At 60.2% G+C, this 23,932-nt stretch carries 21 protein-coding genes and 1 pseudogene; 9 read left to right on the forward strand and 13 right to left on the reverse strand.

Annotated elements, in window-relative coordinates:
* Window positions 1–11 precede the first annotated feature (11 nt).
* The 10 genes from prfB to KBP52_RS12955 all read right to left on the reverse strand — a co-directional run bounded on the left by prfB (window position 12) and on the right by KBP52_RS12955 (window position 11,488).
* A protein-coding gene (gene prfB, locus KBP52_RS12910; protein WP_102900567.1) for a peptide chain release factor 2 occupies window positions 12–1,107 on the reverse strand; the annotation gives its coding sequence in 2 pieces (ribosomal slippage) (window positions 12–1,034 and window positions 1,036–1,107; 1,095 coding nt in all).
* Window positions 1,108–1,219: 112 nt separating this feature from the next.
* A complete protein-coding gene (locus KBP52_RS12915; protein WP_212622889.1) occupies window positions 1,220–1,840 on the reverse strand; it encodes a hypothetical protein in 621 nt (206 codons plus the stop codon).
* Between the two features lie 106 nt (window positions 1,841–1,946).
* Window positions 1,947–2,948, reverse strand: coding sequence for a PleD family two-component system response regulator (locus KBP52_RS12920; protein ID WP_077571285.1), 1,002 nt, complete (start codon window positions 2,946–2,948; stop codon window positions 1,947–1,949).
* A gap of 48 nt (window positions 2,949–2,996) precedes the next feature.
* Window positions 2,997–4,007: a chemotaxis response regulator protein-glutamate methylesterase gene (locus KBP52_RS12925; RefSeq protein WP_212622890.1), complete on the reverse strand. Its 1,011-nt coding sequence runs from the start codon at window positions 4,005–4,007 to the stop codon at window positions 2,997–2,999.
* Window positions 4,004–6,292 carry a hybrid sensor histidine kinase/response regulator gene (locus tag KBP52_RS12930; RefSeq protein ID WP_212622891.1) on the reverse strand — a complete coding sequence of 763 codons (2,289 nt, stop codon included), beginning with the start codon at window positions 6,290–6,292 and terminating at the stop codon, window positions 4,004–4,006. Before KBP52_RS12930 ends, KBP52_RS12925 begins: the two co-directional genes overlap by 4 nt.
* Entirely contained in the window at window positions 6,289–6,972 is a 684-nt protein-coding gene (locus KBP52_RS12935) for a chemotaxis protein CheW (protein ID WP_212622892.1), read from the reverse strand. The genes KBP52_RS12930 and KBP52_RS12935 overlap by 4 nt, the downstream gene beginning before the upstream one ends.
* A complete protein-coding gene (locus KBP52_RS12940) occupies window positions 6,969–8,240 on the reverse strand; it encodes a CheR family methyltransferase (RefSeq protein WP_212622893.1) in 1,272 nt (423 codons plus the stop codon). The genes KBP52_RS12935 and KBP52_RS12940 overlap by 4 nt, the downstream gene beginning before the upstream one ends.
* Window positions 8,237–8,773: a chemotaxis protein CheW gene (locus KBP52_RS12945; protein ID WP_212622894.1), complete on the reverse strand. Its 537-nt coding sequence runs from the start codon at window positions 8,771–8,773 to the stop codon at window positions 8,237–8,239. The genes KBP52_RS12940 and KBP52_RS12945 overlap by 4 nt, the downstream gene beginning before the upstream one ends.
* Entirely contained in the window at window positions 8,773–10,395 is a 1,623-nt protein-coding gene (locus KBP52_RS12950) for a methyl-accepting chemotaxis protein (protein WP_116028711.1), read from the reverse strand. Before KBP52_RS12950 ends, KBP52_RS12945 begins: the two co-directional genes overlap by 1 nt.
* Before the next feature lie 370 nt (window positions 10,396–10,765).
* Complete coding sequence (locus KBP52_RS12955; protein ID WP_212622895.1) at window positions 10,766–11,488, reverse strand: tellurite resistance TerB family protein; 723 nt, start codon at window positions 11,486–11,488, stop codon at window positions 10,766–10,768.
* 177 nt (window positions 11,489–11,665) lie between these two features.
* On the opposite strand from KBP52_RS12955, the gene KBP52_RS12960 reads away from it, so the two are divergent.
* The 8 genes and pseudogenes from KBP52_RS12960 (at window position 11,666) to KBP52_RS12995 (ending at window position 21,782) form a co-directional block, all read left to right on the forward strand.
* Window positions 11,666–12,580, forward strand: coding sequence for a LysR family transcriptional regulator (locus KBP52_RS12960; RefSeq protein ID WP_007967749.1), 915 nt, complete (start codon window positions 11,666–11,668; stop codon window positions 12,578–12,580).
* Between the two features lie 131 nt (window positions 12,581–12,711).
* Complete coding sequence (locus tag KBP52_RS12965) at window positions 12,712–14,169, forward strand: gamma-aminobutyraldehyde dehydrogenase (protein ID WP_212622896.1); 1,458 nt, start codon at window positions 12,712–12,714, stop codon at window positions 14,167–14,169.
* A gap of 83 nt (window positions 14,170–14,252) precedes the next feature.
* Window positions 14,253–15,405, forward strand: a pseudogene (gene ydcS / locus KBP52_RS12970) (putative ABC transporter substrate-binding protein YdcS).
* Between the two features lie 277 nt (window positions 15,406–15,682).
* Window positions 15,683–16,720 carry an ABC transporter ATP-binding protein gene (locus KBP52_RS12975; protein ID WP_212622897.1) on the forward strand — a complete coding sequence of 346 codons (1,038 nt, stop codon included), beginning with the start codon at window positions 15,683–15,685 and terminating at the stop codon, window positions 16,718–16,720.
* Window position 16,721: 1 nt separating this feature from the next.
* Window positions 16,722–17,657, forward strand: a complete 936-nt coding sequence (locus KBP52_RS12980; protein WP_016986394.1) for an ABC transporter permease — start codon at window positions 16,722–16,724, stop codon at window positions 17,655–17,657.
* On the forward strand, window positions 17,647–18,474 hold the full coding sequence (locus KBP52_RS12985; protein ID WP_077571274.1) for an ABC transporter permease: 828 nt from the start codon (window positions 17,647–17,649) through the stop codon (window positions 18,472–18,474). The genes KBP52_RS12980 and KBP52_RS12985 overlap by 11 nt, the downstream gene beginning before the upstream one ends.
* A gap of 167 nt (window positions 18,475–18,641) precedes the next feature.
* On the forward strand, window positions 18,642–20,066 hold the full coding sequence (locus tag KBP52_RS12990; protein ID WP_212622898.1) for a gamma-aminobutyraldehyde dehydrogenase: 1,425 nt from the start codon (window positions 18,642–18,644) through the stop codon (window positions 20,064–20,066).
* Window positions 20,067–20,285: 219 nt separating this feature from the next.
* Window positions 20,286–21,782 carry an amino acid permease gene (locus KBP52_RS12995; RefSeq protein ID WP_137219484.1) on the forward strand — a complete coding sequence of 499 codons (1,497 nt, stop codon included), beginning with the start codon at window positions 20,286–20,288 and terminating at the stop codon, window positions 21,780–21,782.
* A gap of 74 nt (window positions 21,783–21,856) precedes the next feature.
* Here KBP52_RS12995 and KBP52_RS13000 read toward each other — a convergent pair whose 3' ends face one another.
* Window positions 21,857–22,258 (reverse strand): type II toxin-antitoxin system VapC family toxin, encoded by a 402-nt coding sequence (locus KBP52_RS13000; protein ID WP_077571271.1) that lies wholly within the window; start codon window positions 22,256–22,258, stop codon window positions 21,857–21,859.
* Window positions 22,258–22,503, reverse strand: a complete 246-nt coding sequence (locus KBP52_RS13005; RefSeq protein WP_116028703.1) for a type II toxin-antitoxin system PrlF family antitoxin — start codon at window positions 22,501–22,503, stop codon at window positions 22,258–22,260. Before KBP52_RS13005 ends, KBP52_RS13000 begins: the two co-directional genes overlap by 1 nt.
* A 419-nt stretch (window positions 22,504–22,922) precedes the next feature.
* On the opposite strand from KBP52_RS13005, the gene KBP52_RS13010 reads away from it, so the two are divergent.
* Window positions 22,923–23,435: a Bro-N domain-containing protein gene (locus tag KBP52_RS13010; protein WP_212622899.1), complete on the forward strand. Its 513-nt coding sequence runs from the start codon at window positions 22,923–22,925 to the stop codon at window positions 23,433–23,435.
* A 288-nt stretch (window positions 23,436–23,723) separates the two neighbouring features.
* Here KBP52_RS13010 and KBP52_RS13015 read toward each other — a convergent pair whose 3' ends face one another.
* Window positions 23,724–23,909: a hypothetical protein gene (locus tag KBP52_RS13015; protein ID WP_007908956.1), complete on the reverse strand. Its 186-nt coding sequence runs from the start codon at window positions 23,907–23,909 to the stop codon at window positions 23,724–23,726.
* Between the last annotated feature and the right edge of the window lie 23 nt (window positions 23,910–23,932).

Here is a 23,932-nt window from a genome sequence, read left to right on the forward strand (position 1 = left end):
TAATGCGTCTTTTACAGCCCGGATTTCAGGCTGGCATACAGGTATTCGTCGATGTCGCCGTCGAGTACCTTGTCGCAGTCGCTGCGTTCGATGTTGGTGCGCAGATCCTTGATCCGCGACGCATCAAGCACGTACGAGCGAATCTGGTGACCCCAGCCGATGTCGGACTTGGTGTCTTCCAGCGCTTGCGACGCGGCGTTGCGTTTCTGCATTTCCTGCTCGTACAACTTGGCCCGCAGCATTTTCATGGCGGTGTCCTTGTTGGCGTGCTGGGAACGTTCGTTCTGGCAACTGACCACGGTGTTGGTCGGTACGTGAGTGATACGTACGGCCGAGTCGGTGGTGTTTACGTGCTGACCACCGGCACCGGAGGAACGATAGGTGTCGATCCGCAGGTCTGCCGGGTTGATTTCGATTTCGACCTTGTCGTCGATCTCTGGCGAGACGAAAACCGCGGAGAACGAGGTGTGGCGACGGTTGCCGGAGTCGAACGGGCTCTTGCGCACCAGACGGTGCACGCCGATCTCGGTACGCAGCCAGCCAAAGGCGTATTCGCCCTTGATGTGCACGGTCGCACCTTTGATACCAGCGACTTCACCGGCTGACAGTTCCATGATGGTCGCATCGAAACCGCGCTTGTCCGCCCAGCGCAGGTACATGCGCAGCAGGATGTTGGCCCAGTCCTGGGCTTCGGTGCCGCCGGAACCGGCCTGGATGTCCAGGTACGCGTTATTCGGGTCCATTTCATGGCTGAACATGCGGCGGAATTCCAGCTTGGCCAGATTTTCCTCGAGACGGGCCAGCTCGGCGACGACATCGCCCACTGCGCCTTCGTCGTTTTCTTCGACGGCCATGTCCAGCAGATCGCGGCAATCGGCCAGGCCGCCGTTCAGTTCGTCGAGAGTATCGACGATCTGTGCCAGCGCGGCGCGCTCGCGACCCAGTTCCTGGGCGTATTCAGGTTTGTTCCAGACGCTCGGATCTTCAAGCTCGCGATTGACTTCAGTCAGACGCTCATGCTTTTGATCGTAGTCAAAGATACCCCCGAATAGTTTCGGAGCGCTCGGACAGGTCCTTGATGGTGTTCAGGATCGGGTTGATTTCCATGACGGGCAGCACTCGTTGGCGAACTTTTGAAAGCCGGCGAGTATAACGTAATCAGGCTGTGACGGCAGCCCGTCTGGCGGGTGTGGGGATCATTAAAGCCTTTGCCCTCACCCTAACCCTCTCCCGGAGGGAGAGGGGACCGATCGGGGGATATTTGAGAGGTACGCCGACGTGAAAGGGCTTTGCCGAATCCATGATCGCCAAGGCTTTCAGGCGGAAATTGGCGTATGGGCCAGGCCCTCACCCTAGCCCTCTGCCAGAGGTAGAGGGGACTGATTGGGGGATGCTCGGGAGGTACGCCGACGTGAAAGGGCTTTGCCGAATCCATGATCGCCAAGGCTTTCAGGCGGAAATTGGCGTATGGGCCTGCCCTCACCCTAGCCCTCTCCCAGAGGTAGAGGGGACTGATTGGGGGATGCTCGGGAAGTACGCCGACGTGAAAGGGCTTTGCCGAATCCATGATCGCCAAGGCTTTCAGGCGGAAATTGGCGTAGGGGCCTGCCCTCACCCTAGCCCTCTGCCAGAGGTAGAGGGGACTGATCGGGGGATATTCGAGAGGTACACCGACGTGAAAGGGCTTTGCCGAATCCATGATCGCCAAGGCTTTCAGGCGGAAATTGGCGTATGGGCCTGCCCTCACCCTAGCCCTCTCCCAGAGGTAGAGGGGACTGGTTGGGGGATGTTCGGGAGGTACGCCGACGTGAAAGGGCTTTGCCGAATCCGGAATCGCCAAGCTTGAAGATCCATAATCGACTCGGTCGATCAGGTCGATGTACAGCGCCAGACACCTCGGTCGGCCCCCTCTCCCTCCGGGAGAGGGCTGGGGTGAGGGAAAGCCGTTACTCGATCCCGACCTGGTTACGCCCGTTGTTTTTAGCCAGGTAAAGGCCACGATCCGCCGCCGAGATCAGCAAACGGCAATCACTGCCCGCCTGCGGCACCATGGTCGCCAGACCAATACTGATCGTCAGACTCGCCCCTTCCGCCGGGGTATTGTGCGGAATCTTCAGCGACGCCACGGTCTGCCGTAGTTTCTCCGCCACCAGCCGCGCGCCGCCCGGCGAGGTGTTCGGCAGCACCAGCACAAACTCCTCACCGCCATAACGCGCCGGCAGATCCGACGGTCGTGCGCTGGCCTCGCGGATCGCCGTGGCGACCTTGCGCAACGCTTCATCGCCTTCCACATGACCAAAACTGTCGTTGTAGGACTTGAAGTAATCGACATCGATCATCAGCAGCGACAACTGACTCTGATCCCGCAACGAGCGGCGCCACTCCAGTTCCAGGTACTCGTCGAAGTGGCGGCGATTGGACAGCCCGGTCAGGCCATCGGAGTTCATCAGCCGTTGCAGCACCAGATTGGTGTCGAGCAACTGCTGCTGGCTGACGCGCAACGCGCGATACGCGGCATCGCGTTGCAGCAGCGTCATGTACGAGCGCGAGTGATAGCGGATGCGCGCCACCAGTTCGATGGTGTCCGGCAGTTTCACCAGATAATCGTTGGCGCCGGCGGAAAACGCCGCGCTCTTGATCAGCGGGTCCTCCTTGGTCGACAGGACGATGATCGGGATGTCCTTGGTCGCTGGATGATTGCGGTATTCGCGCACCAGGCTCAGGCCATCGAGGCCGGGCATCACCAGGTCCTGCAGGATCACTGTCGGTTTGATCCGCACCGCCTGGGCAATGGCCTGCTGCGGGTCGGAGCAGAAGTGGAAGTCGATGTTTTCCTGATTCGACAGCCCACGGCGCACCGCTTCGCCGATCATCGCCTGATCGTCCACCAACAACACCATGGCGGCGTTTTCGTCGGTTTTAATGTCATCGATCTGTAAGTCATTCATGGGCGGTCACCTGAGTACTGCGGGGGCCAGGATTGCGGATAAACCTGTTCATTTGGGGAAAATCTCCAGCAATCGTGGCGCTATCTTTTCCAGTGCACGGATTTCAACTGCGGCATCAATGGCCGCTGCAGCCTTGGGCATGCCATACACCGCACTGCTTTGCTGATCCTGCGCGATGGTCAGGTAGCCCTGTTGGCGCATGAGCTTAAGCCCTTGCGCGCCGTCGCGTCCCATCCCGGTCAATAAAACCCCGACAGCGTCGCCATTCCAATAACTGGCGACACTTTCGAAAAACACGTCGATCGAGGGCCGATAGATCTCGTTGACCGGCTCGGCGGTGTAAGCCAGCGTGCCGTTTTTCAACAAGCGAATATGGTGGTTGGTCCCGGCCAGCAACACCGCGCCGGCCTGCGGCGGTTCGCCTTCGCGGGCCAGACGCACATCGAGGCCGCTGGCGCTGGCCAGCCATTCGGCCATGCCGGCAGCAAACACCTGATCGACGTGCTGCACCAGCACAATGGCTGCCGAGAAATCCTTGGGCAAGCCTTTGAGCAGCAGCTCCAGCGCCGCCGGCCCGCCTGCGGATGAACCGATCGCTACCAGCCGTTGGCGCGAACCCGAACTGCGCGGAGGCGTCGGCGCGGGACGTGAGCGCGGCGCTTTGTCGCCGATCAGCCAGCCAATATTGAGGATCTTGCGCAGTAACGGTGCTGCGGCTTCCCGAGCGTCGCCGGCGCCGAGGGCCGGGGTATCGACCACGTCCAATGCGCCGTGACCCATGGCTTCAAAGACCCGGTGCACGTTCTGCTGGCGGTCGACGGTGACGATGACGATGGCGCACGGGGTTTCGGCCATGATCCGGCGGGTGGCTTCGACGCCGTCCATCACCGGCATGATCAGATCCATGAGGATCAGATCCGGGGTATTTTCGGCGCACAGTTGTACCGCCTCGGCGCCGTTGCGGGCGACCCAGACCACCTGATGCGCCGGCTCGAAGGCCAACGCCCGGCGCAGCGCCTCTACCGCCATGGGCATGTCGTTGACGATTGCGATCTTCATGCCCGCGCTCCTCCGATAAGCTCGACCACTGCATCGAGCAGGGCGTCGTCATGAAAACTGGCTTTGGCTAAATAATAGTCGGCGCCGGCATCGAGTCCACGGCGGCGATCCTCTTCTCGATCCTTGTACGACACGACCATCACCGGCAGCGATTGCAGGCGATTGTCGCGGCGCAGCAGAGTGACCAGTTCGATGCCGTCCATGCGCGGCATGTCGATGTCGGTGATCAGCAAATCGAAGTCCTCCGAACGCAGCGCGTTCCAACCGTCCATGCCGTCCACCGCCACCGCGACGTCGTAGCCGCGATTGAGCAGCAGTTTGCGTTGCAGCTCGCGCACGGTCAGCGAGTCGTCGACCACCAGCACCCGCTTGCGTGCGGCCTCGGCAGCCTGATTGCCGTGACGGGCGATGCGTTCAAGGCGCCCGGTGTTGAGCAGTTTGTCCACCGAACGCAGCATGTCTTCAACGTCGACGATCAGCACCACCGAGCCGTCGTCGAGCAAGGCGCCAGCGGAGATATCCTGCACTTTGCCCAGACGCTCATCGAGTGGCAAGACCACCAGGGTGCGCTCGCCAATGAAGCGTTCGACGGCAACGCCATACACCGCATCGCGCTCACGGATCACCACGACTTTCAGGGTTTCGCCGCTGTTGTGGCTGGCCGGGCGGTTGAGCAACTGGCTGGCCGCGACCAGCCCGACGTGCTGGCCTTCGTGCCAGAAATGCTGGCGGCCTTCGACCTGCACGATGTCTTCGGGGGCCAGATCACACATGCGCTCGATGTGCGCCAGCGGGAAGGCGTACGCCTCTTCGCCGACTTCCACCACCAGACTGCGCACCACCGACAAGGTCAGCGGCACTTCCAGATGGAAGCGACTGCCCTCGCCCGCCGTCTGCTCCAGCACCACGGCACCGCGCAATTGGCGAACCATGTGCTGAACGGCATCGAGACCCACGCCCCGCCCGGACACTTCAGTGACCGTGTCGCGCAGGCTGAAGCCGGGCAGGAACAGGAAGGTCAGCAGTTCTTCTTCGCTCAACTGCGCGGCGGTTTCAGCTGGGGATAACTGCCGCTCGACGATGCTGCGGCGAACCTTTTCAAGATCGACGCCGTTGCCGTCATCGCTCAACTCCAGCACCAGCAGACCGGCCTGATGCGAGGCGCGCAGGCGGATCAGGCCTTCATCCGGTTTGCCCTTGAGCAGGCGTTGTTCCGGGGTTTCGATGCCGTGATCAACGGCGTTGCGCAGCAAATGCGTCAGCGGTGCTTCGAGTTTCTCCAGCACGTCGCGATCGACCTGGGTCTTTTCGCCCTCGATCTCCAGGCGTACCTGTTTGCCGAGGCTGCGCCCCAGATCACGGACCATGCGTACCTGACCGGTCAGGACATCGGCAAATGGCCGCATGCGACAGGCCAACGCCGTGTCGTAGAGCACTTGCGCGCGCTGGCTGGCCTGCCAGGCGAATTCGTCCAGCTCGGCGTTTTTCTCGCTCAGCAGTTGCTGGGATTCGGCGAGCAAACGCCGTGCGTCCTCCAAGGCTTCGAGCGCTTCAAGACTCAGCGCGTGTTCCTTGAGATGGACGTTGAGGTTTTCCAACGCGCGAAGGCCGTTGTTCTGCATGCGCTTGAGGCGTTGCATGGTCGCCAGGTGCGGCTTGAGGCGCTGGGTTTCCACCAGCGATTTGCTCGACAGATCGAGCAGGCTGTTCAGGCGCTCGGCGGTAACGCGCAAGACGCGTTCGCCACCTTCGGTGGTGCGTTTGCTTTTGCGGGGCGTCGGCTCGGAAGGCTCAACCGACGCGTCCATGATCGGAGCTGGCGCGGGTTCAAAGACCGGCGGCGCTTGAAGTTGCAACTCGGCCATCGGCGGTGCAATCAGCGTTGCCCGCGGCGCCGACGGATCGAGCAAACTCGCCATCAACGCCACGTAAGCGTCGATATCACTCGGCTGTGGCGCATTCGCCGGGGTAGCAACGCGCATCAGCAAATCGGTGCCCTGCAACAACGCATCGATATGTTCGGGACGCAGCAGCAAGCGCCCTTCCTGCGCGCTGACCAGGCAATCCTCCATGACGTGAGCGACGCTGACGCCGCTGTCGATGCCGACAATCCGCGCCGCACCTTTAAGCGAGTGCGCCGCGCGCATGCACGATTCCAGTTGATCGGCCTGGGTCGGATTGCGCTCCAGTGCCAGCAGCCCGGCGCTAAGCACCTGGGTCTGCGCTTCGGCTTCGAGGCTGAACAGCTCCAGCAAGGAGGCGTCGCGCATTTGCTCGGGGGTCATGTGAGGCTCCGGGTCACGGCGGACAACAGCTGTTCTTCATCCAGCCAACGCAGGCTGCGACCGCGATATTGCAGAACGCCACGAGTATATTTGGCGCTGGCTTGCGCGCCGGATTGCGAGGCGGCATCGAGGATTCGCTCGTCGATGGCATGAATGCCGTCAACCTCATCCACCGGCACCACCACCGGCCCGCCATGGGCGGCGATGATCAACATGCGCGGCATGATTCGCCCGCTGGTGGTCGGCGTAACGCTGCCATCCAGATCGAGCAGTTCGACCAGTGACAGGCAGGCCACCAGCGCGCCGCGCACATTCGCCACGCCAAGCAAGGCTCGCGAGCGCTGGTGCGGCAACGAGTGAATCGCCTGCAGCGGCGCGACTTCAACGAGGCTGCGCGTCGCCAGCCCCAGCCATTCTTCGCCGAGACGGAACATCAACAGCGAACGGGTTTTCACATCGCTTTCCACGGCGATCGCCACCGGATCGCGCTCGTCCTGCTGCAAGGCATATCGGTCAAGCAGACGCGTGGCAGCGGCGGAATACACCGAGCAATTGCGGCAATGAATATGCTCTTCCAGCAGCGGACAGGACTTGTCGCCGTGAATGCCGATGCGGTTCCAGCAATCGTCGATGGCCCGTGCGTCTTCGTGGGTGACGTTCAAGGTGTCGGACGGGATCATCGTTTACGCTCACTGTCGGCGGTGCGCCCGCTGCGGGCGGCGCGCTCCTGCAATCGTCTGGCACCCGCTGTATCGCCCTGAGCCTGCAGCAGCGCGGCCAAGTGCATCAACGCTTCGGGGTGTTGCGGTTCGAGGTACAACGCTTTGCGATAGAAACCTTGGGCTTCGAGGGTCAGGCCAGCGACGTCGCTGAGCAGACCGAGCCAGTAAAACACCTGAGCCACCGGTTCGTGGCTGCGCAAATACTGTTCGCAGGCGGCGCGGGCTTCGGCACTTTTGCCTTCATTGGCCAGCGCGGCGATGTTGGCCAGCAGGGTCGCTGCGTCCGGGTTGGCGCTTTTGCTGGCGGTTGGCAGTGGCGTCACGGCGGCAAACGGTCGCTGACGCAGCACCGGTGGCGGCGTGCTGCGTGGCGGTTGACTGACAGGTACCGCCACGGGTTTAGGTGTCGGCAACGGCTCGGGGTGCGGATCGTTGTGGCGACTGAACGCGAAGGATTGCGGGATACCGATCGAACGCATGCCCAAACGCCCGAGCAGACTGCCCTCGGCCGGACCGATAAACAGCACGCCATCGAAATGGGTCAGGCGCTTGAGCACCTCGAACACCAGTTTTTGCGTCGGCTGATCGAAATAGATCAACAGATTGCGGCAGAACACGAAATCGAACGCCGGCTCGCTGGCCAGCAGCGTCGGATCGAGCACATTGCCGACCTGCAAACGCACCTGCTCACGCACGTCGTCATTGACCCGATGGCCTTCGTGCTCAGCCGTGAAATGCCGGTCGCGAAAGTCCAGATCCTGACCGCGAAACGAATTCTTGCCGTACAGCGCACGCCGCGCCTTCTCCACCGACAGTGGGCTGACGTCCATGCCGTCGACTTTGAACTGATGCGGTTTGAGCCCGGCATCGAGCAAGGCCATGGCAATCGAATAGGGTTCTTCGCCCGTGGAACACGGCAAACTGAGGATGCGCAGCGCACGCATATTGTTCAGTTCGCCAAGGCGTTTACGCGCCAGTTTGCCCAGCGTCGCGAAGGATTCCGGATAGCGGAAAAACCACGTTTCCGGGACGATCACCGCTTCGATCAGCGCTTGCTGTTCTTCCCGCGAGCCTTGCAGCAACAGCCAATACTCATCGGCATGCGCAGCTTGCGAGAGCGTCGTGCGCTGACGCACGGCGCGCTCGATGATCGCCGGGCCAACCGAGGTGACATCGAGACCGATGCGTTCCTTGAGAAAGTCGAAAAAGCGCTGATCGCTGCTCATGCCTGCGCCTCAAGCTGCGCCGGATTCAACGGCGGATCGGGGAACAGCAAACGGCGCACGGCGTCATCAAGCAAGTCATTGACCCGCACCCATTGCACCAATCCCTGGGCATCTTCGCGCACCGGGCCGAGGTAAGGCGCCTCGCGGTTGGCGAGGCCGTAAGGCTGAAACTCCTGCGGATGGCAGCGCAGGGTGTCGGTGGCCTGTTCGAGAATCAGCCCGAGCCATTGCGCCGGTTGCGCTTCATCCGGCCGATAATTGACCAGTACCAAGCGGGTACTGGTGCGCGCCTCGGCGGGATGGCCAAAGGTCAACGCACTGAGGTCGATCACCGGCACTACCGCACCGCGATAGGCGAATACGCCTGCAACCCACTGCGGCGCCCGGGCGATCGGCTTCAACGGCAGGCGCGGCAGTACTTCCGCGACTTCAGTGGCGCGCAGGGCGTAACGCTCGCTGCCGATGCGAAACAGCAGGAACAACGCCGGCTTCGCCACCTGCGCGGCGCTGCGTTTGGCGATGATTTCGCTCATCAGACTTTGAATCGCGAAACGCCGCTGCGCAGCCCGACGGCCACCTGGCTCAGTTCGTCGATGGCGAAACTGGCCTGACGCAGCGACTCGACGGTCTGGCTGCTGGCGTCGCCCAACTGCACCAGCGCATGGTTGATCTGCTCGGCACCGGTGGCCTGGGCCTGCATGCCTTCGTTGACCATCAACACCCGCGGCGCCAGCGCCTGCACTTGATGGATGATCTGCGACAGCTGCTCGCCGACCTGCTGCACTTCGGACATACCGCGACGCACTTCTTCGGAGAACTTGTCCATGCCCATCACCCCGGCAGATACCGCCGACTGGATTTCGCGCACCATCTGTTCTATGTCATAAGTGGCGACAGCGGTCTGATCCGCCAGGCGTCGCACTTCGGTGGCGACCACGGCAAAACCGCGACCGTATTCGCCGGCCTTCTCGGCTTCAATCGCCGCGTTGAGCGACAACAGGTTGGTCTGGTCGGCAACCTTGACGATGGTCACCACCACTTGGTTGATGTTGCCGGCCTTCTCATTGAGGATCGCCAGTTTGGCGTTGACCAGATCGGCCGCGCCCATCACCGAGTGCATGGTGTCTTCCATGCGTGCCAGACCTTGCTGACCGGAGCCGGCCAGCACCGAGGCCTGATCGGCGGCGGTGGACACTTCGGTCATGGTGCGCACCAGATCGCGCGAAGTTGCCGCAATTTCACGGGACGTCGCGCCAATCTCGGTGGTCGTCGCGGCGGTTTCGGTAGCGGTGGCTTGTTGTTGCTTGGAAGTGGCGGCGATCTCGGTCACCGACGTGGTCACCTGCACCGACGAGCGCTGTGCCTGCGACACCAACGCAGTCAGCTCGGTCATCATGTCGTTAAAGCCGGTTTCCACTGCGCCGAACTCGTCCTTGCGCTCAAGGTTCAGGCGCGAACTGAGGTCGCCAGTGCGCATGGTTTCGAGGATCTGCACGATGCGGTTCATCGGCGCCATGATTGCGCGCATCAACAACAGACCACACAGGCCGGCGGCGAACACGGCGACCAGCAGGGAAATGAACATGCTGACTTTGGCAGCCGCCACGGCATCGTCGATATTGTTCATGGCCTGATCGGCGACTCTCTTGTTTTCGCCGATGATGTCGTTGAGCTTCATGCGCCCGGAGTACCAGGCAGGCGTGAGCTTGTCGTGGAACATCCTGACCGCGTCCGCTTCCAGATTGCGTTTATGCAGGTCCAGCACGGCATCCTGAATCTGGATGTAGGCGTCGTGGTACTTCTCGAACGCGGCGAACTCGAGACGATCCTCGTCGGTCGCCATGGTCTTGCGATAGTTGGCCATCTGCTCCTGCAAACGCGCCTCGAAGGCTTTGTAGTCCGCCGCGTCCTCGCTGGAAATCCCCTCGCCTTCCTTGAGCCCGAGCAGTTCTTGCGTCTGCAGATAGCTGTCGACCCAGGCGCCACGGATCATCGAGCTGTAATAGACGCCGGGAATCGCGTCATCGCGCACGCTGTTTTCACTGGTTTCAATCTTCAACAGTCGCGAATAAGAGACGACGACCATCAGCAACATGATGGCGATAATCACCGCAAAGCTCGCCAAAATGCGTTGGCGCAACGTCCAGTTCTTCACAGTGATTCCTCGTGCCTGATCGAAATGCGGGGAGTATAGCCGAGGGCGGTGTTTCATTTATAAGACGCTTTGTAACCTTCGGGCCTGTACGCGTTGGTCGGCGGGAGGGCTCTGGGCTGGGACTGTCCGACAATTGCGGGTGGGCGTGCCAGCGGGGTAATGGCAAAAAGGGGCGATAGATCGGCCATGGTTTGTTTAGTGAGGCTGAAAACTTCATCGCGAGCAGGCTCCGTGCCCGTCGGAGTAACCAATGGGAGCGAGCCTGCTCGCGAAGAGGCCGGAACAGTCAACATCGATGTCGTCTGACCCGGCGCTTTCGCGAGCAGGCTCGCTCCCACAGGGGATTTGCGATTGTTGAAGCACGCCGTCTCTACACAGAGGCCAGCCGCACCTGCTTCTCCAGCTCCACCTTCAACCCCGGCTCCAGCTTCAACTGCCGTGCCAGTTCATCGAGATAGCTCTTCTCCATGAAGTTCTCCTCATCCACCAACATCACGCTGGCGATGTACATCTCCGCCGCCATCTCCGGCGTGCTCGCGGCGCGGGCGACGTCGGTCGGGTCGAGGGGCTTGTTGAGTTCGGCGTGCAGCCAGTGTTGCAGCTCCTGGTCGTTGTCGAGTTTGGTGAATTCACCTTCAATCAGTTGGCGTTCGCGGTCATCGATATGACCGTCGGCCTTCGCGGCAGCGACCAGCGCCTTGAGAATGGCCTGGCTGTGTTGCTCGGCCTGCGCCGGTGGCAGACGATCGAGGGTCTGCGGTTCACTTTGTGGAGCGGCGCCTTTTTGCGCGTTGTAGTTGCCGTAAGCCTTGTAGGCCAACACACCCAGCGCCGCGAGGCCGCCGTAGATCGCAACTTTGCCGCCGACCTTGCGGGCCTTTTTGCTGCCAAGTAGAAGGCCCATGGCGCCTGCGGCCAACGCGCCACCACCTGCACCCGACAGCAGACTGCCGAGGCCACCGGAGCCAGAAGCGCCGCCGAGCAAACCGCCCAAGCCACCGGCAGCCGGTTTGTTCTGCGTTCCGCCAGCCTTGTTCTGCAACAGATCCTGGCCGGACTTGAGCAGTTGATCGAGCAATCCACGGGTGTTCATGTTCCGCCTCCAAAACAGGGGTTATCCGGATCTATAAGGCCCTCAGCCTAGTTCGAAAGTGCCCCTGCCCGACCTGCGAGTGTGCTTCCAGATGTTGCTCAGCAGGCGCAGGCCCTTCGCAAAAATAGATATACACTCAGGTCAATCTATAAAAACCGCCCACTGGGTACCCCTCTCATGATGACCCTGCGTCAGATTCGTCACTTCATCGCCGTGGCCGAAACCGGCTCGATCTCCGCCGCCGCGCAAACTGCATTCATTTCCCAATCAACTCTGACGTTGGCGATCCAGCAACTGGAAGAGGAGATCGGCGTCAGCCTGTTCAGCCGTCACGCCAAAGGCATGACCCTTACGCACCAAGGTCATCAATTCCTACGCCAGGCGCACCTGATTCTCGCGACCGTGGACAACGCCAAGCGCAGCCTGCAACAGAGCACCGATCAGGTCGCCGGGCAGTTGATCGTCGGCGTGACCAGCCTCGTCGCCGGTTATTACCTGGCAGATTTGCTCACCCGTTTTCAGCGCGCGTATCCCAATGTCGAAATCCGCGTGATGGAAGACGAGCGCCCTTACATCGAGCATTTGCTGGTCAGCGGCGAGATCGATGTCGGCGTATTGATCCTCTCCAACCTCGAAGATCGCCACGCCTTGCAGACTGAAGTACTGACCCACTCACCGCACCGTTTGTGGCTCCCGGCCCAACATCCACTGCTGGAACACGACAGCATCAACCTCGCTGACGTCGCCCGCGAGCCGCTGATTCAATTGAACGTCGATGAAATGGATCGCAACGCCCAGCGACTGTGGCGCGGCGCCGGGTTGCAGCCAAAAATCACCTTGAGAACCGCTTCGACCGAAGCGGTGCGAAGCCTGGTCGCCGCCGGTCTCGGCGTGTCGATCCAGCCAGACATGACCTATCGCCCGTGGTCACTGGAAGGCGACATCATCGAAGCGCGGCCCATCGCCGACCTCAACCAGACCCTCGACGTCGGTCTGGCCTGGCGCCGTGGCACTGCGCGCCCCGCTCTCGTCGACCCATTCCTGACCGTAGCCCGTGAGCAACCTCACGGCGGACGCAAGCCATCTATTTAATCGAACGCTGCCTTCAGTATTTAGAATTTGTCGACCTCGGAGCCGCGCACTAGTCTTGCTGCATCTATAAGACGGCCGGCTCCCGATATCAGGGAGCAACAATGGCCACACAAAAAAAGAGATCGCGGAAAATGGCTGGCGTGCAGACCCCGATGTGTACCGCGTTGTTGATCGATGGCGAATTGGTCGCTGGGGAAGGTTTTGTCGAGCCGATCCTTAATCCGGCCACCGGTGAAATCCTCACGCACATCGCCGAGGCCAGCACCGAGCAGGTCGAAGCCGCCATCCTCGCCGCCCACCGCGCCTTCGCCGAGTGGTCGCGCACCACACCGCAGCAACGTTCCAACCTGCTGCTCGACATCGCCAACGCCGTCGAAAAACACGCCGACCACCTCGCCCGCCTCGAGTCGCTGAACTGCGGCAAGCCTTTGCACCTGGCGCGCCAGGACGATTTGACCGCGACCGTCGATGTGTTCCGATTCTTCGCGGGCGCCGTGCGTTGCCAGACCGGTCAGCTCAGCGGCGAATACCTGCCCGGCTACACCAGCATGGTCCGTCGTGATCCGATTGGCGTGGTCGCCTCGATTGCGCCGTGGAATTACCCGATCATGATGGCCGCGTGGAAAATCGCCCCGGCCCTCGCCGCCGGCAACACGCTGGTGTTCAAACCGTCCGAACACACGCCGCTGTCGATCCTCGCCCTGGCGCCAGCGCTGGCCGAAATCCTCCCGCGCGGGGTGATCAACATTATCTGCGGTGGCGGTGAAGGCGTCGGCAGCCATTTGGTTGGCCACGCCAAAGTGCGCATGGTCTCGCTGACCGGCGATATCGTCACCGGACAGAAAATCCTCCAGGCCGCGGCGAAAACCCTGAAACGCACGCACCTCGAACTCGGCGGCAAAGCCCCGGTGATCGTCTGCAACGACGCCGACATTCAAGCCGTAGTCGAAGGCGTGCGCACTTACGGTTACTACAACGCCGGGCAGGACTGCACCGCCGCCTGCCGAATCTACGCGCAGGCCGGGATTCACGACAAATTGGTCGCCGAACTCGGCGCCGCTGTCAGCAGCCTGCGCTTCGCCGGCAAACGTGATGCCGACAACGAGATCGGCCCGCTGATCAGCACCCGCCAGCGCGACCGCGTGGCCAGTTTCGTCGAACGCGCCCTCGGTCAGCCGCACATCGAACGCGTGACCGGTGCAGCAGTGCACTCCGGCGCCGGTTTCTACTATCAACCGACGCTGCTCGCCGGTTGCAAACAGAGCGACGAAATCGTCCAGCGCGAAGTGTTCGGCCCGGTGGTCACCGTGACCCGTTTTGACGAACTCGCACAAGCCGTCGACTGGGCCAACGACTCCGAATACGGCCTCGCCTCGTCGGTCTGGACACAGAATCTGGACAAGGCGATGCAGGTCGCCGCGCGCTTGCAGTACGGCTGCACGTGGATCAACAGCCATTTCATGCTGGTCAGCGAAATGCCCCACGGCGGGCTGAAACGCTCCGGTTACGGCAAAGACTTATCCAGTGATTCGCTGCAGGACTACAGCGTGGTGCGGCACATCATGGCCCGCCACGGCCAGCATCTCTGACTACGCTAATAACAAGCCGTCAACGGCATGCTTCACCGCGTTCACAACTGCCCCGACCATAATTTAAAGAAGAGGGTTCAACCATGTTCCTGCACAAGACCGCATTGCTCAGTGCAATCACCACGGCCCTGCTGGCCAGCGCCAGCCTGCAAGCTGCCGAGCCGCTTAAGGCTGTCGGCGCTGGCGAAGGTCAGCTGGATATCGTTGCGTGGCCGGGTTACATCGAACGTGGCGAGAGCGACAAGGCTTACGACTGGGTCACCGGTTTCGAAAAGGAAACCGGTTGCAAGGTCAATGTGAAGACCGCTGCGACCTCGGACGAAATGGTCAGCTTGATGGCCAAGGGCGGTTACGACCTGGTCACCGCGTCCGGCGATGCCTCGCTGCGGTTGATCGTCGGCAAGCGTGTGCAACCGATCAACACCGCGTTGATCCCGAACTGGAACACCCTCGACCCGCGCCTCAAAGACGCGCCGTGGTACGTGGTCAACCAGCAGACTTACGGCACCCCGTACCAGTGGGGCCCGAACGTGCTGATGTACAACACCAACGTGTTCAAGACCGCGCCGAGCAGTTGGAACGTGGTGTTCGCCGCGCAGGAATCTGCCCGACGGCAAGCCTAACAAGGGCCGCGTGCAGGCGTATGACGGCCCGATTTATATCGCCGACGCGGCGCTGTATCTGAAGTCGACCAAGCCTGAACTGGGCATCAAAGACCCGTATCAACTCACCGAAGATCAGTACAAAGCTGTGCTTGATCTGTTGCGCGCGCAGCAGTCGTTGATCCACCGCTACTGGCATGACACCACGGTGCAAATGAGCGACTTCAAAAACGAAGGCGTAGTGGCATCGAGTGCCTGGCCGTATCAGGTCAACGGTTTGATGAACGAGAAGCAGCCGATTGCTTCGACCATTCCGAAAGAAGGCGCTACGGGCTGGGCCGACACCACCATGTTGCACGCCGAGGCCAAGCACCCGAACTGCGCGTACAAGTGGATGGACTGGTCGCTGAAACCGAAAGTCCAGGGGGATGTGGCGGCGTGGTTCGGTTCGTTGCCGGCGGTGCCGGCGGCGTGCAAGGAGAGCGAATTGCTTGGCGCTGAAGGTTGCAAGACCAACGGTTTCGACCAGTTCGACAAGATCGCCTTCTGGAAAACCCCGCAGGCTGAAGGCGGCAAGTTTGTGCCGTACAGCCGCTGGACTCAGGACTACATCGCGATCATGGGTGGCCGCTAGCGCTCAATAACGACGCGGTCTGCTCCCTTTCCCCCTCGCCCCCCTGGGGGAGAGGGCTGGGGTGAGGGGGTAGCTTTTGACTTTGCCTTTGACTTCAGAGCAACGGCGAATAAAGCACCCTCACCCCCCGCCCTCTCCCGGAGGGAGAGGGAGCTAAAAGCGGATCGCATCTCGTCCGCCGAATGTGTGAGCCAAGCAAACCGTAAAACGATTCAGATTTTTCAGAAGTCCAGGCAGGGCCGCTGCGATGGCTTTCGCCTTTTTGGAGCACCGCACCATGACGCTTGCAGTCCAGTTCACCAACGTTTCCCGGCAATTCGGCGAGGTGAAGGCCGTTGACCGGGTTTCCATCGATATCGAGGACGGCGAGTTCTTTTCCATGCTCGGCCCATCCGGCTCGGGCAAAACCACCTGCCTGCGCCTGATCGCCGGGTTCGAACAACCGAGCGCCGGCTCGATCCGCATCCACGGCGTCGAAGCGGCCGGGTTGCCGCCGTATCAGCGTGACGTCAACACGGTGTTTCAGGATTACGCACTGTTCCCGCACATGAATGTCCTCGACAACGTCGCCTACGGCTTAAAGGTCAAAGGCGTCGGCAAAACCGAACGACACAAGCGCGCCGAAGAAGCCTTGGACATGGTCGCTCTCGGCGGTTACGGCGCACGCAAACCGGTGCAGTTGTCCGGTGGTCAGCGCCAGCGTGTGGCCCTCGCCCGCGCCTTGGTCAACCGTCCGCGCGTGCTGTTGCTGGATGAGCCTTTAGGCGCGCTCGATTTGAAACTGCGCGAACAAATGCAAAGCGAATTGAAGAAGCTGCAACGCCAACTCGGCATCACTTTCATCTTCGTCACCCACGATCAGACCGAAGCGCTGTCGATGTCCGATCGCGTCGCCGTGTTCAACAAGGGCCGCATCGAACAAGTCGACACACCGCGCAATCTGTACATGAAACCGACCACCACATTTGTCGCTGAATTCGTCGGCACCTCAAACGTGATTCGCGGTGATCTGGCCCGCGAAATCAGCGGTCATCCGCAGCCGTTTTCGATTCGCCCGGAACACGTGCGGTTTGCCGAAGGCCCATTGGCCAGCCACGAAATCGAAGTCAGCGGTCTGCTGCACGACATCCAGTACCAAGGCAGCGCCACGCGTTATGAATTGAAGCTGGAAAACGGCCAGACCCTGAGCATCAGCCACGCCAACAATCAGTGGATCGACAGCAGCGCGCAGCATCAGACCGGTCAGCGCCTGAGCGCACGTTGGGCGCGGGAAGCGATGATTCCGCTGCACGACACCGTGGCGAGCGGGGTGTGACATGAGCACGCTCGCGATGACTGCATCGCCGCCGTTGCGCAGGTTTTCCAACCTGCTCTACCGCAAGCCGAACCTGTACTTATCGATGCTCCTGGTGCCGCCGCTGCTGTGGTTTGGCGCGATTTATCTCGGCTCGCTGCTGGTGCTGTTGTGGCAAGGTTTCTACACCTTTGACGACTTCACCATGGCGGTCACTCCTGACCTGACCCTGGCGAATTTCGCCGCGCTGTTTCAGCCGTCGAACTTCGACATCATCCTGCGCACGCTGAGCATGGCCATCGTCGTGTCGATCGCAAGCGCCATCGTCGCGTTCCCGATTGCCTACTATATGGCGCGCTACACCACGGGCAAGACCAAAGCGTTTTTCTATATCGCGGTGATGATGCCGATGTGGGCCAGTTACATCGTCAAGGCCTATGCGTGGACGTTGCTGTTGGCCAAGGGCGGCGTGGCGCAATGGTTCGTGCAGCACTTGGGATTGGAGCCGGTTTTGCAGTTCATCTTGGGGATTCCCGGGGTGGGCGGCAGCACCTTGTCGACCTCGCATCTGGGGCGGTTCATGGTGTTTGTCTACATCTGGCTGCCGTTCATGATTTTGCCGATTCAGGCTTCGCTGGAGCGTCTGCCGCCGTCGCTGTTGCAGGCCTCTGCTGACCTTGGTGCAAAGCCGCGTCAGACCTTTATGCAGGTGATTTTGCCGCTGTCGATTCCGGGCATTGCCGCCGGTTCGATCTTCACGTTTTCGCTGACCTTGGGCGACTTCATCGTGCCGCAACTGGTCGGGCCGCCGGGCTACTTCGTCGGCAGCATGGTCTACGCGCAGCAAGGTGCGATCGGCAACATGCCGATGGCGGCGGCGTTCACGCTGGTGCCGATTGTGTTGATCGCGGTTTACCTGTCCATCGTCAAACGACTGGGGGCTTTCGATGCGCTCTAATTCAGAAAAGCAGGGGGAGAAAGCTTCTTTAGGTTTGCGCATCGCAGCCTGGGGCGGGTTGGTGTTTCTGCACTTCCCGATACTGATCATCTTTCTTTACGCCTTCAACACCGAAGAAGCCGCGTTCAGTTTTCCGCCAAAGGGCTTCACGCTGCACTGGTTCAGCGTGGCGTTTTCGCGGCCTGACGTTCTCGAGTCGATCAAGCTTTCACTGCAGATCGCAGCCATCGCCACGTTGATTGCGATGGTGCTCGGCACGCTGGCTTCGGCAGCGCTGTATCGCCGCGACTTCTTCGGCAAACAGGGCATTTCGCTGATGCTGATTTTGCCGATTGCGCTGCCGGGGATCATCACCGGGATCGCGCTGCTGGCGACGTTCAAAACGCTGGGAATCGAGCCGGGGATGTTCACCATCATCGTCGGCCACGCGACCTTCTGCGTGGTGATCGTTTACAACAATGTTATCGCCCGCCTGCGCCGCACTTCGCACAGTTTGATCGAGGCTTCCATGGATCTCGGCGCCGATGGCTGGCAGACGTTTCGCTACATCATCCTGCCGAACCTTGGCTCGGCGTTGCTCGCCGGCGGCATGTTGGCGTTTGCGCTGTCGTTCGACGAGATCATTGTCACCACGTTTACCGCCGGGCATGAACGCACGTTGCCGTTGTGGCTGCTCAATCAACTGAGCCGGCCACGGGATGTGCCGGTGACCAACGTCGTCGCCATGCTGGTGATGATGGTGACCATGTTGCCGATTCTCGGCGCGTATTACCTGACGCGAGGTGGCGAAAGCGTGGCCGGTAGCGGCGGCAAATAACCGAATAACTGAAGAAACCGAATCCCTGTAGGAGTGAGCCTGCTCGCGATGACTGACTGTCATTCAACAGTGGTGTCGACTGAACGACCGATATCGCGAGCAGGCTCACTCCTACATTTGAATCCGGTTTCGGCAGAACAATAAAAGCGTTAGTGAGGACAACAGACATGCAAACCAAACTCCTGATCAACGGCCAACTGGTCAACGGCGAAGGCCCGGCGCAACCAGTGCTCAATCCCTCGCTCGGCGAAGTCCTGGTAGAAATCAACGAAGCCAGCGAAGCCCAGGTCGACGCCGCCGTGCGCGCCGCCGACAACGCCTTCGCCGAGTGGTCGCAAACCGCGCCGAAAGATCGCTCGCTGCTGCTGCTCAAACTCGCCGACGCCATCGAAGCCCACGGCGAAGAACTGGCCAAACTCGAATCCGACAACTGCGGCAAACCCTACAGCGCCGCGCTCAACGACGAGATTCCGGCGATTGCCGACGTGTTCCGTTTCTTCGCCGGCGCCAGCCGCTGCATGAGCGGCTCGGCCGCTGGCGAGTACCTGCCCGGCCACACCTCGATGATCCGTCGCGACCCGGTCGGCGTGATCGCCTCCATCGCGCCGTGGAACTACCCGCTGATGATGGTCGCCTGGAAAATCGCCCCGGCGCTGGCGGCCGGTAATACCGTGGTGCTCAAGCCGTCGGAACAAACCCCGCTGACCGCGTTGCGTCTGGCCGAACTGGCGTCTGAAATCTTCCCGGCTGGTGTACTCAATCTGGTATTTGGTCGCGGTCCTACCGTTGGCAGTCCGTTGGTTACCCACCCGAAAGTGCGCATGGTTTCGCTGACCGGTTCGATTGCCACGGGCGCCAACATCATTTCCAGCACCGCTGACAGCGTTAAACGCATGCACATGGAGTTGGGCGGCAAGGCGCCGGTGATCATCTTCGATGACGCCGATATCGATGCGGCTGTGGAAGGCATTCGTACCTTTGGTTTTTACAACGCCGGGCAGGATTGCACTGCCGCGTGCCGGATCTATGCGCAACAGGGCATCTACGACAAGTTTGTCGAGAAGCTCGGCGCGGCGGTCGGCAGCATCAAATACGGCTTGCAGGATGATCCATCGACTGAGCTGGGGCCGTTGATCACTGCGCAACATCGCGACCGCGTTGCCGGGTTTGTCGAGCGTGCTGTGGCGCAGTCGCACATTCGTTTGATCACTGGCGGCAAGGCCGTTGACGGTAACGGCTTCTTCTTTGAACCGACCGTGCTGGCCGATGCGCAGCAGGACGACGAAATTGTCCGTCGCGAAGTGTTTGGGCCGGTGGTTTCAGTGACCAAGTTCACTGACGAAGCACAGGCACTGGAGTGGGCCAACGATTCGGACTACGGCCTCGCGTCCTCCGTGTGGACGGCAGATGTAGGACGCGCGCACCGGATGTCAGCACGCTTGCAGTACGGCTGCACGTGGGTCAATACGCACTTCATGCTTGTCAGCGAAATGCCCCATGGCGGTCAGAAATTGTCCGGTTACGGGAAAGACATGTCCATGTATGGGCTGGAGGACTACACCACGGTTCGGCATGTGATGTTCAAGCACTAAGGTCAAAAGCTTCGCGAGCAGGCTCGCTCCCACAGTTTGGAATGCGGTTCCCTGTGGGAGCGAGCCTGCTCGCGAAGGCGTCACCCCGGTGTCAGGAAGAACCCGGATCAGGCACCACCAGGATCCCAAAACAATAACCACCGAACCGGGCGGCGCCTGCATGGCCCCGCCACGGCCTCGGCCATCCGAAATCTGCCGATTTCACGGAGCACCAACAATATGAGCGCCACACCCGATCTGTCCGCCAACGTTGCCGACAGCGATGCCGACAGCGATGCCGAACAACTGCGCAAACTGGGCTACACCTCGAACTTCAACCGCAGCATGAGCCTGTGGGAAAACTTCGCTCTAGGCTTCACTTATCTGTCACCCGTCGTAGGGGTTTATACCCTCTTCGGCCTGTGCCTCGCCGCCGGCGGGCCACCGATGTTCTGGGCTTATTTGCTGGTCGGTTGCGGCCAGTTGCTGGTTTGCCTGATCTTCGGCGAAGTGGTTTCGCAGTTCCCGATTTCCGGCGGTGTTTACCCTTGGGCGCGCCGGTTGGTCGGTAAAAAATGGGCATGGATGGTCGGCTGGATCTACTCCATCGCCCTCTGCGTCACCATCGCCGCCGTTGCGGTCGGCGCTGGCCCGTACCTCGCCGCTATGCTCGGTTTTGAGCCAAGCAACAACACCAACATCGTCATCGCCCTGGTGCTGACCCTGTTCGCCACACTGGTCAACCTCAGCGGCACCAAAGTGCTGGCGCGCATCGCCATGTTCGGCTTTCTCTGTGAACTGGTTGGCGCAGTGATCGTCGGTGTTTACCTGCTGGTGTTCGAACGCCATCAACCGCTCAGCGTGCTGTTCAACACCTTCGACATCAGCGTCGACGGCTCGTACCTGCCGGCGTTCCTCACCGCATCGTTGGCGGGGATGTTCCTCTACTACGGCTTCGAGGCCTGCGGCGACGTCGCTGAAGAAACCCCGAACCCGAGCGCAAAAATCCCGGTGGCCATGCGCATGACCATCTACATCGGCGGCATCGCGGCAATGTTCGCCTGCCTCGCGCTGATCCTCGCCGTGCCGGACATGCAAGCTGTGATCAACGGCACCGACAAAGACCCGGTCACCACCATCCTCAACAACGCCTTCGGCCCGGTCGGTTCGAAAGTGGTGATGGGCGTGGTGATGATTTCCTTCATTTCCTGCGTCATCAGCCTACAAGCCGCGGCGAGCCGTCTGCTGTACTCCTACGCTCGCGACGAAATGGTCATCGGCAGCCGACTGCTGAAAAAGATTTCTCCTACCACCCAAGTACCGGTTGCCGCACTGTTCGTGTCTGGCGTCCTGCCGGCACTGATCATCGCCCTTGGCTTCTTCCTGCAAGACGCCGTGGCCACCATCGTCAGCTTCGCCGCGATCGGCATCTACCTCGCGTTCCAGATGATCGTGCTGGCCGCGCTGTACGCCCGCAGCAAAGGCTGGAAACCCAGCGGCAAATTCACCCTCGGCGCATGGGGCTGGCCGGTGAACATCGGCGCGCTGGTGTATGGCGTTGGCGCAATCATCAACATGGCCTGGCCACGTACGCCGGATGCGGCGTGGTATGTGAACTATGCGATGGTGTTGAGCACGGCGATCGTGATTGGCTTGGGCTTGGTTTATATGTGGATTGGCAAGCCGTATGACCATGGCAAGGCCCCGGCTGGGGATGCGTGGAAGGTGAGTCGCTAAAGCAGAATCGCCCCGGTAGGTGATTGTTACCGGGGCGATTTGCGAGAGCGCACGTCGTGTAGCAATCCATAAGCTCAGGACGGCGTTATCAATTCGACTGAAGGGAAATAATTGCGGTAACGCTTGGAGTCTCTCGTCAACAAGGGTAATTTTTTTACGGCCGCATGTGCTCCGATGAAAAAATCCGCCAGAACATTATGCTTTCCACCGCCAACCTTCCGATACTTCACGAAGGCCTTACCAGCTAAAAACAGTGCGGGTCTAGGAATCTCCTGCATGACCAATCCCAGTTGACTCACTACTCCGTCCAATGCCTCAAACGTCGAAAATGTCTGTGATAGCTCTGCATAAACTATCGGGTTGATGGCTAACTCATGGATCAGTGATTGAGCACGAAGTTGCTGAATCGACCAATCGGCCCAGACCGGATCGTCTTCGAGCACATCAATCAACACATTCGTATCGACCAGCACCATCAATCATCCCCTCGGAGCAAGGCCATCAAATCATCGGTTCGCCATTTGATATCGGCTTTGCCCCTTACGGCATCAAATCGATCAGGAGTTCGCGCCTTTCCCGTTTCGCGCTTAGCACTATGCAGAACCACTTCGCCATGATCGTTGACGCTGAACTCAATGGCCGAGCCCGGCGTAAGATGCAACGCATCACGAATTGGCTTGGGGATTGTGACTTGCCCCTTGCTGGTCATGGTCGTCGACATGTCATACCTCTAAAGTATTACTCAATGGAACAACGTATTACTTGATCGAGATATCTGCAACCTCCGCTTATCGCAGGATTATTTTTACCGGATTGCAGGCCTCGACCTCTTAGCTCTGATGGCACTCATGCAGTTCATTCCGTGGACCCAAATAGATAAAGGAAAAACTACGGCTTGGGCGGTCGGTTGCTGCTGACACTGCAAAATCAGGCATTTCCTACAGATACTGCCTTCAGAGACAAGCCCGCTTTCCTACAGTAGGTGTCGACAGAGTCAACTTGGCGTCTTGGGTGGCTAGCCGATAGGCTTCTTCTTGGCGGCGAAATCATCGGCCCGGTGTCGGAGCCGGAGTAAATATCAAAACGGCGTGACCGCACTCACTTGAGTGGCGGCTCTATTCTCAATATTGGAGTCGAAAAATGCCTAACCACGTACAAATTCCTTCTGAAACCTCTGCTTTCTTCACCCCCACCATATTCACCCGCCACAACCGCTTCCTCCACGCCTTCATGCAAGATCACGAAGCCTGGTTCTGTGTTCAGGATCTCGGTCGCCTGATGGGCTATCCGCTAAACGAACGTCTCACCCTGAAACTCGATCCCGACCAGCGTCGCCATGTCCTTCTGCGTCGGGACGGCGAAATCATCGATTGCGCGATGGTCAGCGAGTCCGGCCTGTTCGCCCTGCTCGTCCATCACTTCGTTCCGGAAAACCGTCACCTGCGCCAATGGTTGAGCCATGAAGTCATCCCGATGCTGCGCGAAACCCAATCAAGCCCTGTGGAAAACCACCCGAGCCTGAGCTCGATGCATTGGGCGGGCGTCACCGTGCCGCTGCTGCACTGGCAACAGCAGGCGTGGGTCAAATGGCGGGATGTGCCGGAGTTGATGCACGGCCAGCGGCCGTATCCGGTTCAGGGGACTTGTCGCTAAACCCCAGTGAACAAAAAACCTGTGGCGAGGAAGCTAGCTCCCTCGCCACAGGTTTAGCGTGTCCCCTCTAGCGAGTTGAATTCAGATGAGTAGAACTGCTCTCAAATTTCCTCAGATTGAGGAAGTCATTCCCTGTGATGAAAGCTTTGCGATCTCTTACCTGAAACTAAACGACAGTGCCGAGCTTCAGAAAGCCATTCACGTCGGCATCACCGATGCCGACGCGGGCAATTTGATTGACCTGGCCACCGTAAAAGCCAAATGGCTTTCACGGTGCCCACCCCAGCGTTAAAACCGCGAAACACTCCGCATCGCATCCACCAGATACCGCATCGCAATCCGGTCATTCTCCGAAAGCTCCCGATAACGCTCCACCAGTTTCACTTCGTCAGAGCTGAGCCGACGCCTTTTGCGGCCGCTGCCGAGGCAGGGAAAGATGCCCAACATGTCGGTGATCCCTTGTATTTTTGCCATGGACGATGTCCTTCAATACTTCA

The organism is Pseudomonas sp. SCA2728.1_7 (assembly GCF_018138145.1).
GTDB lineage: Bacteria > Pseudomonadota > Gammaproteobacteria > Pseudomonadales > Pseudomonadaceae > Aquipseudomonas > Aquipseudomonas koreensis_A.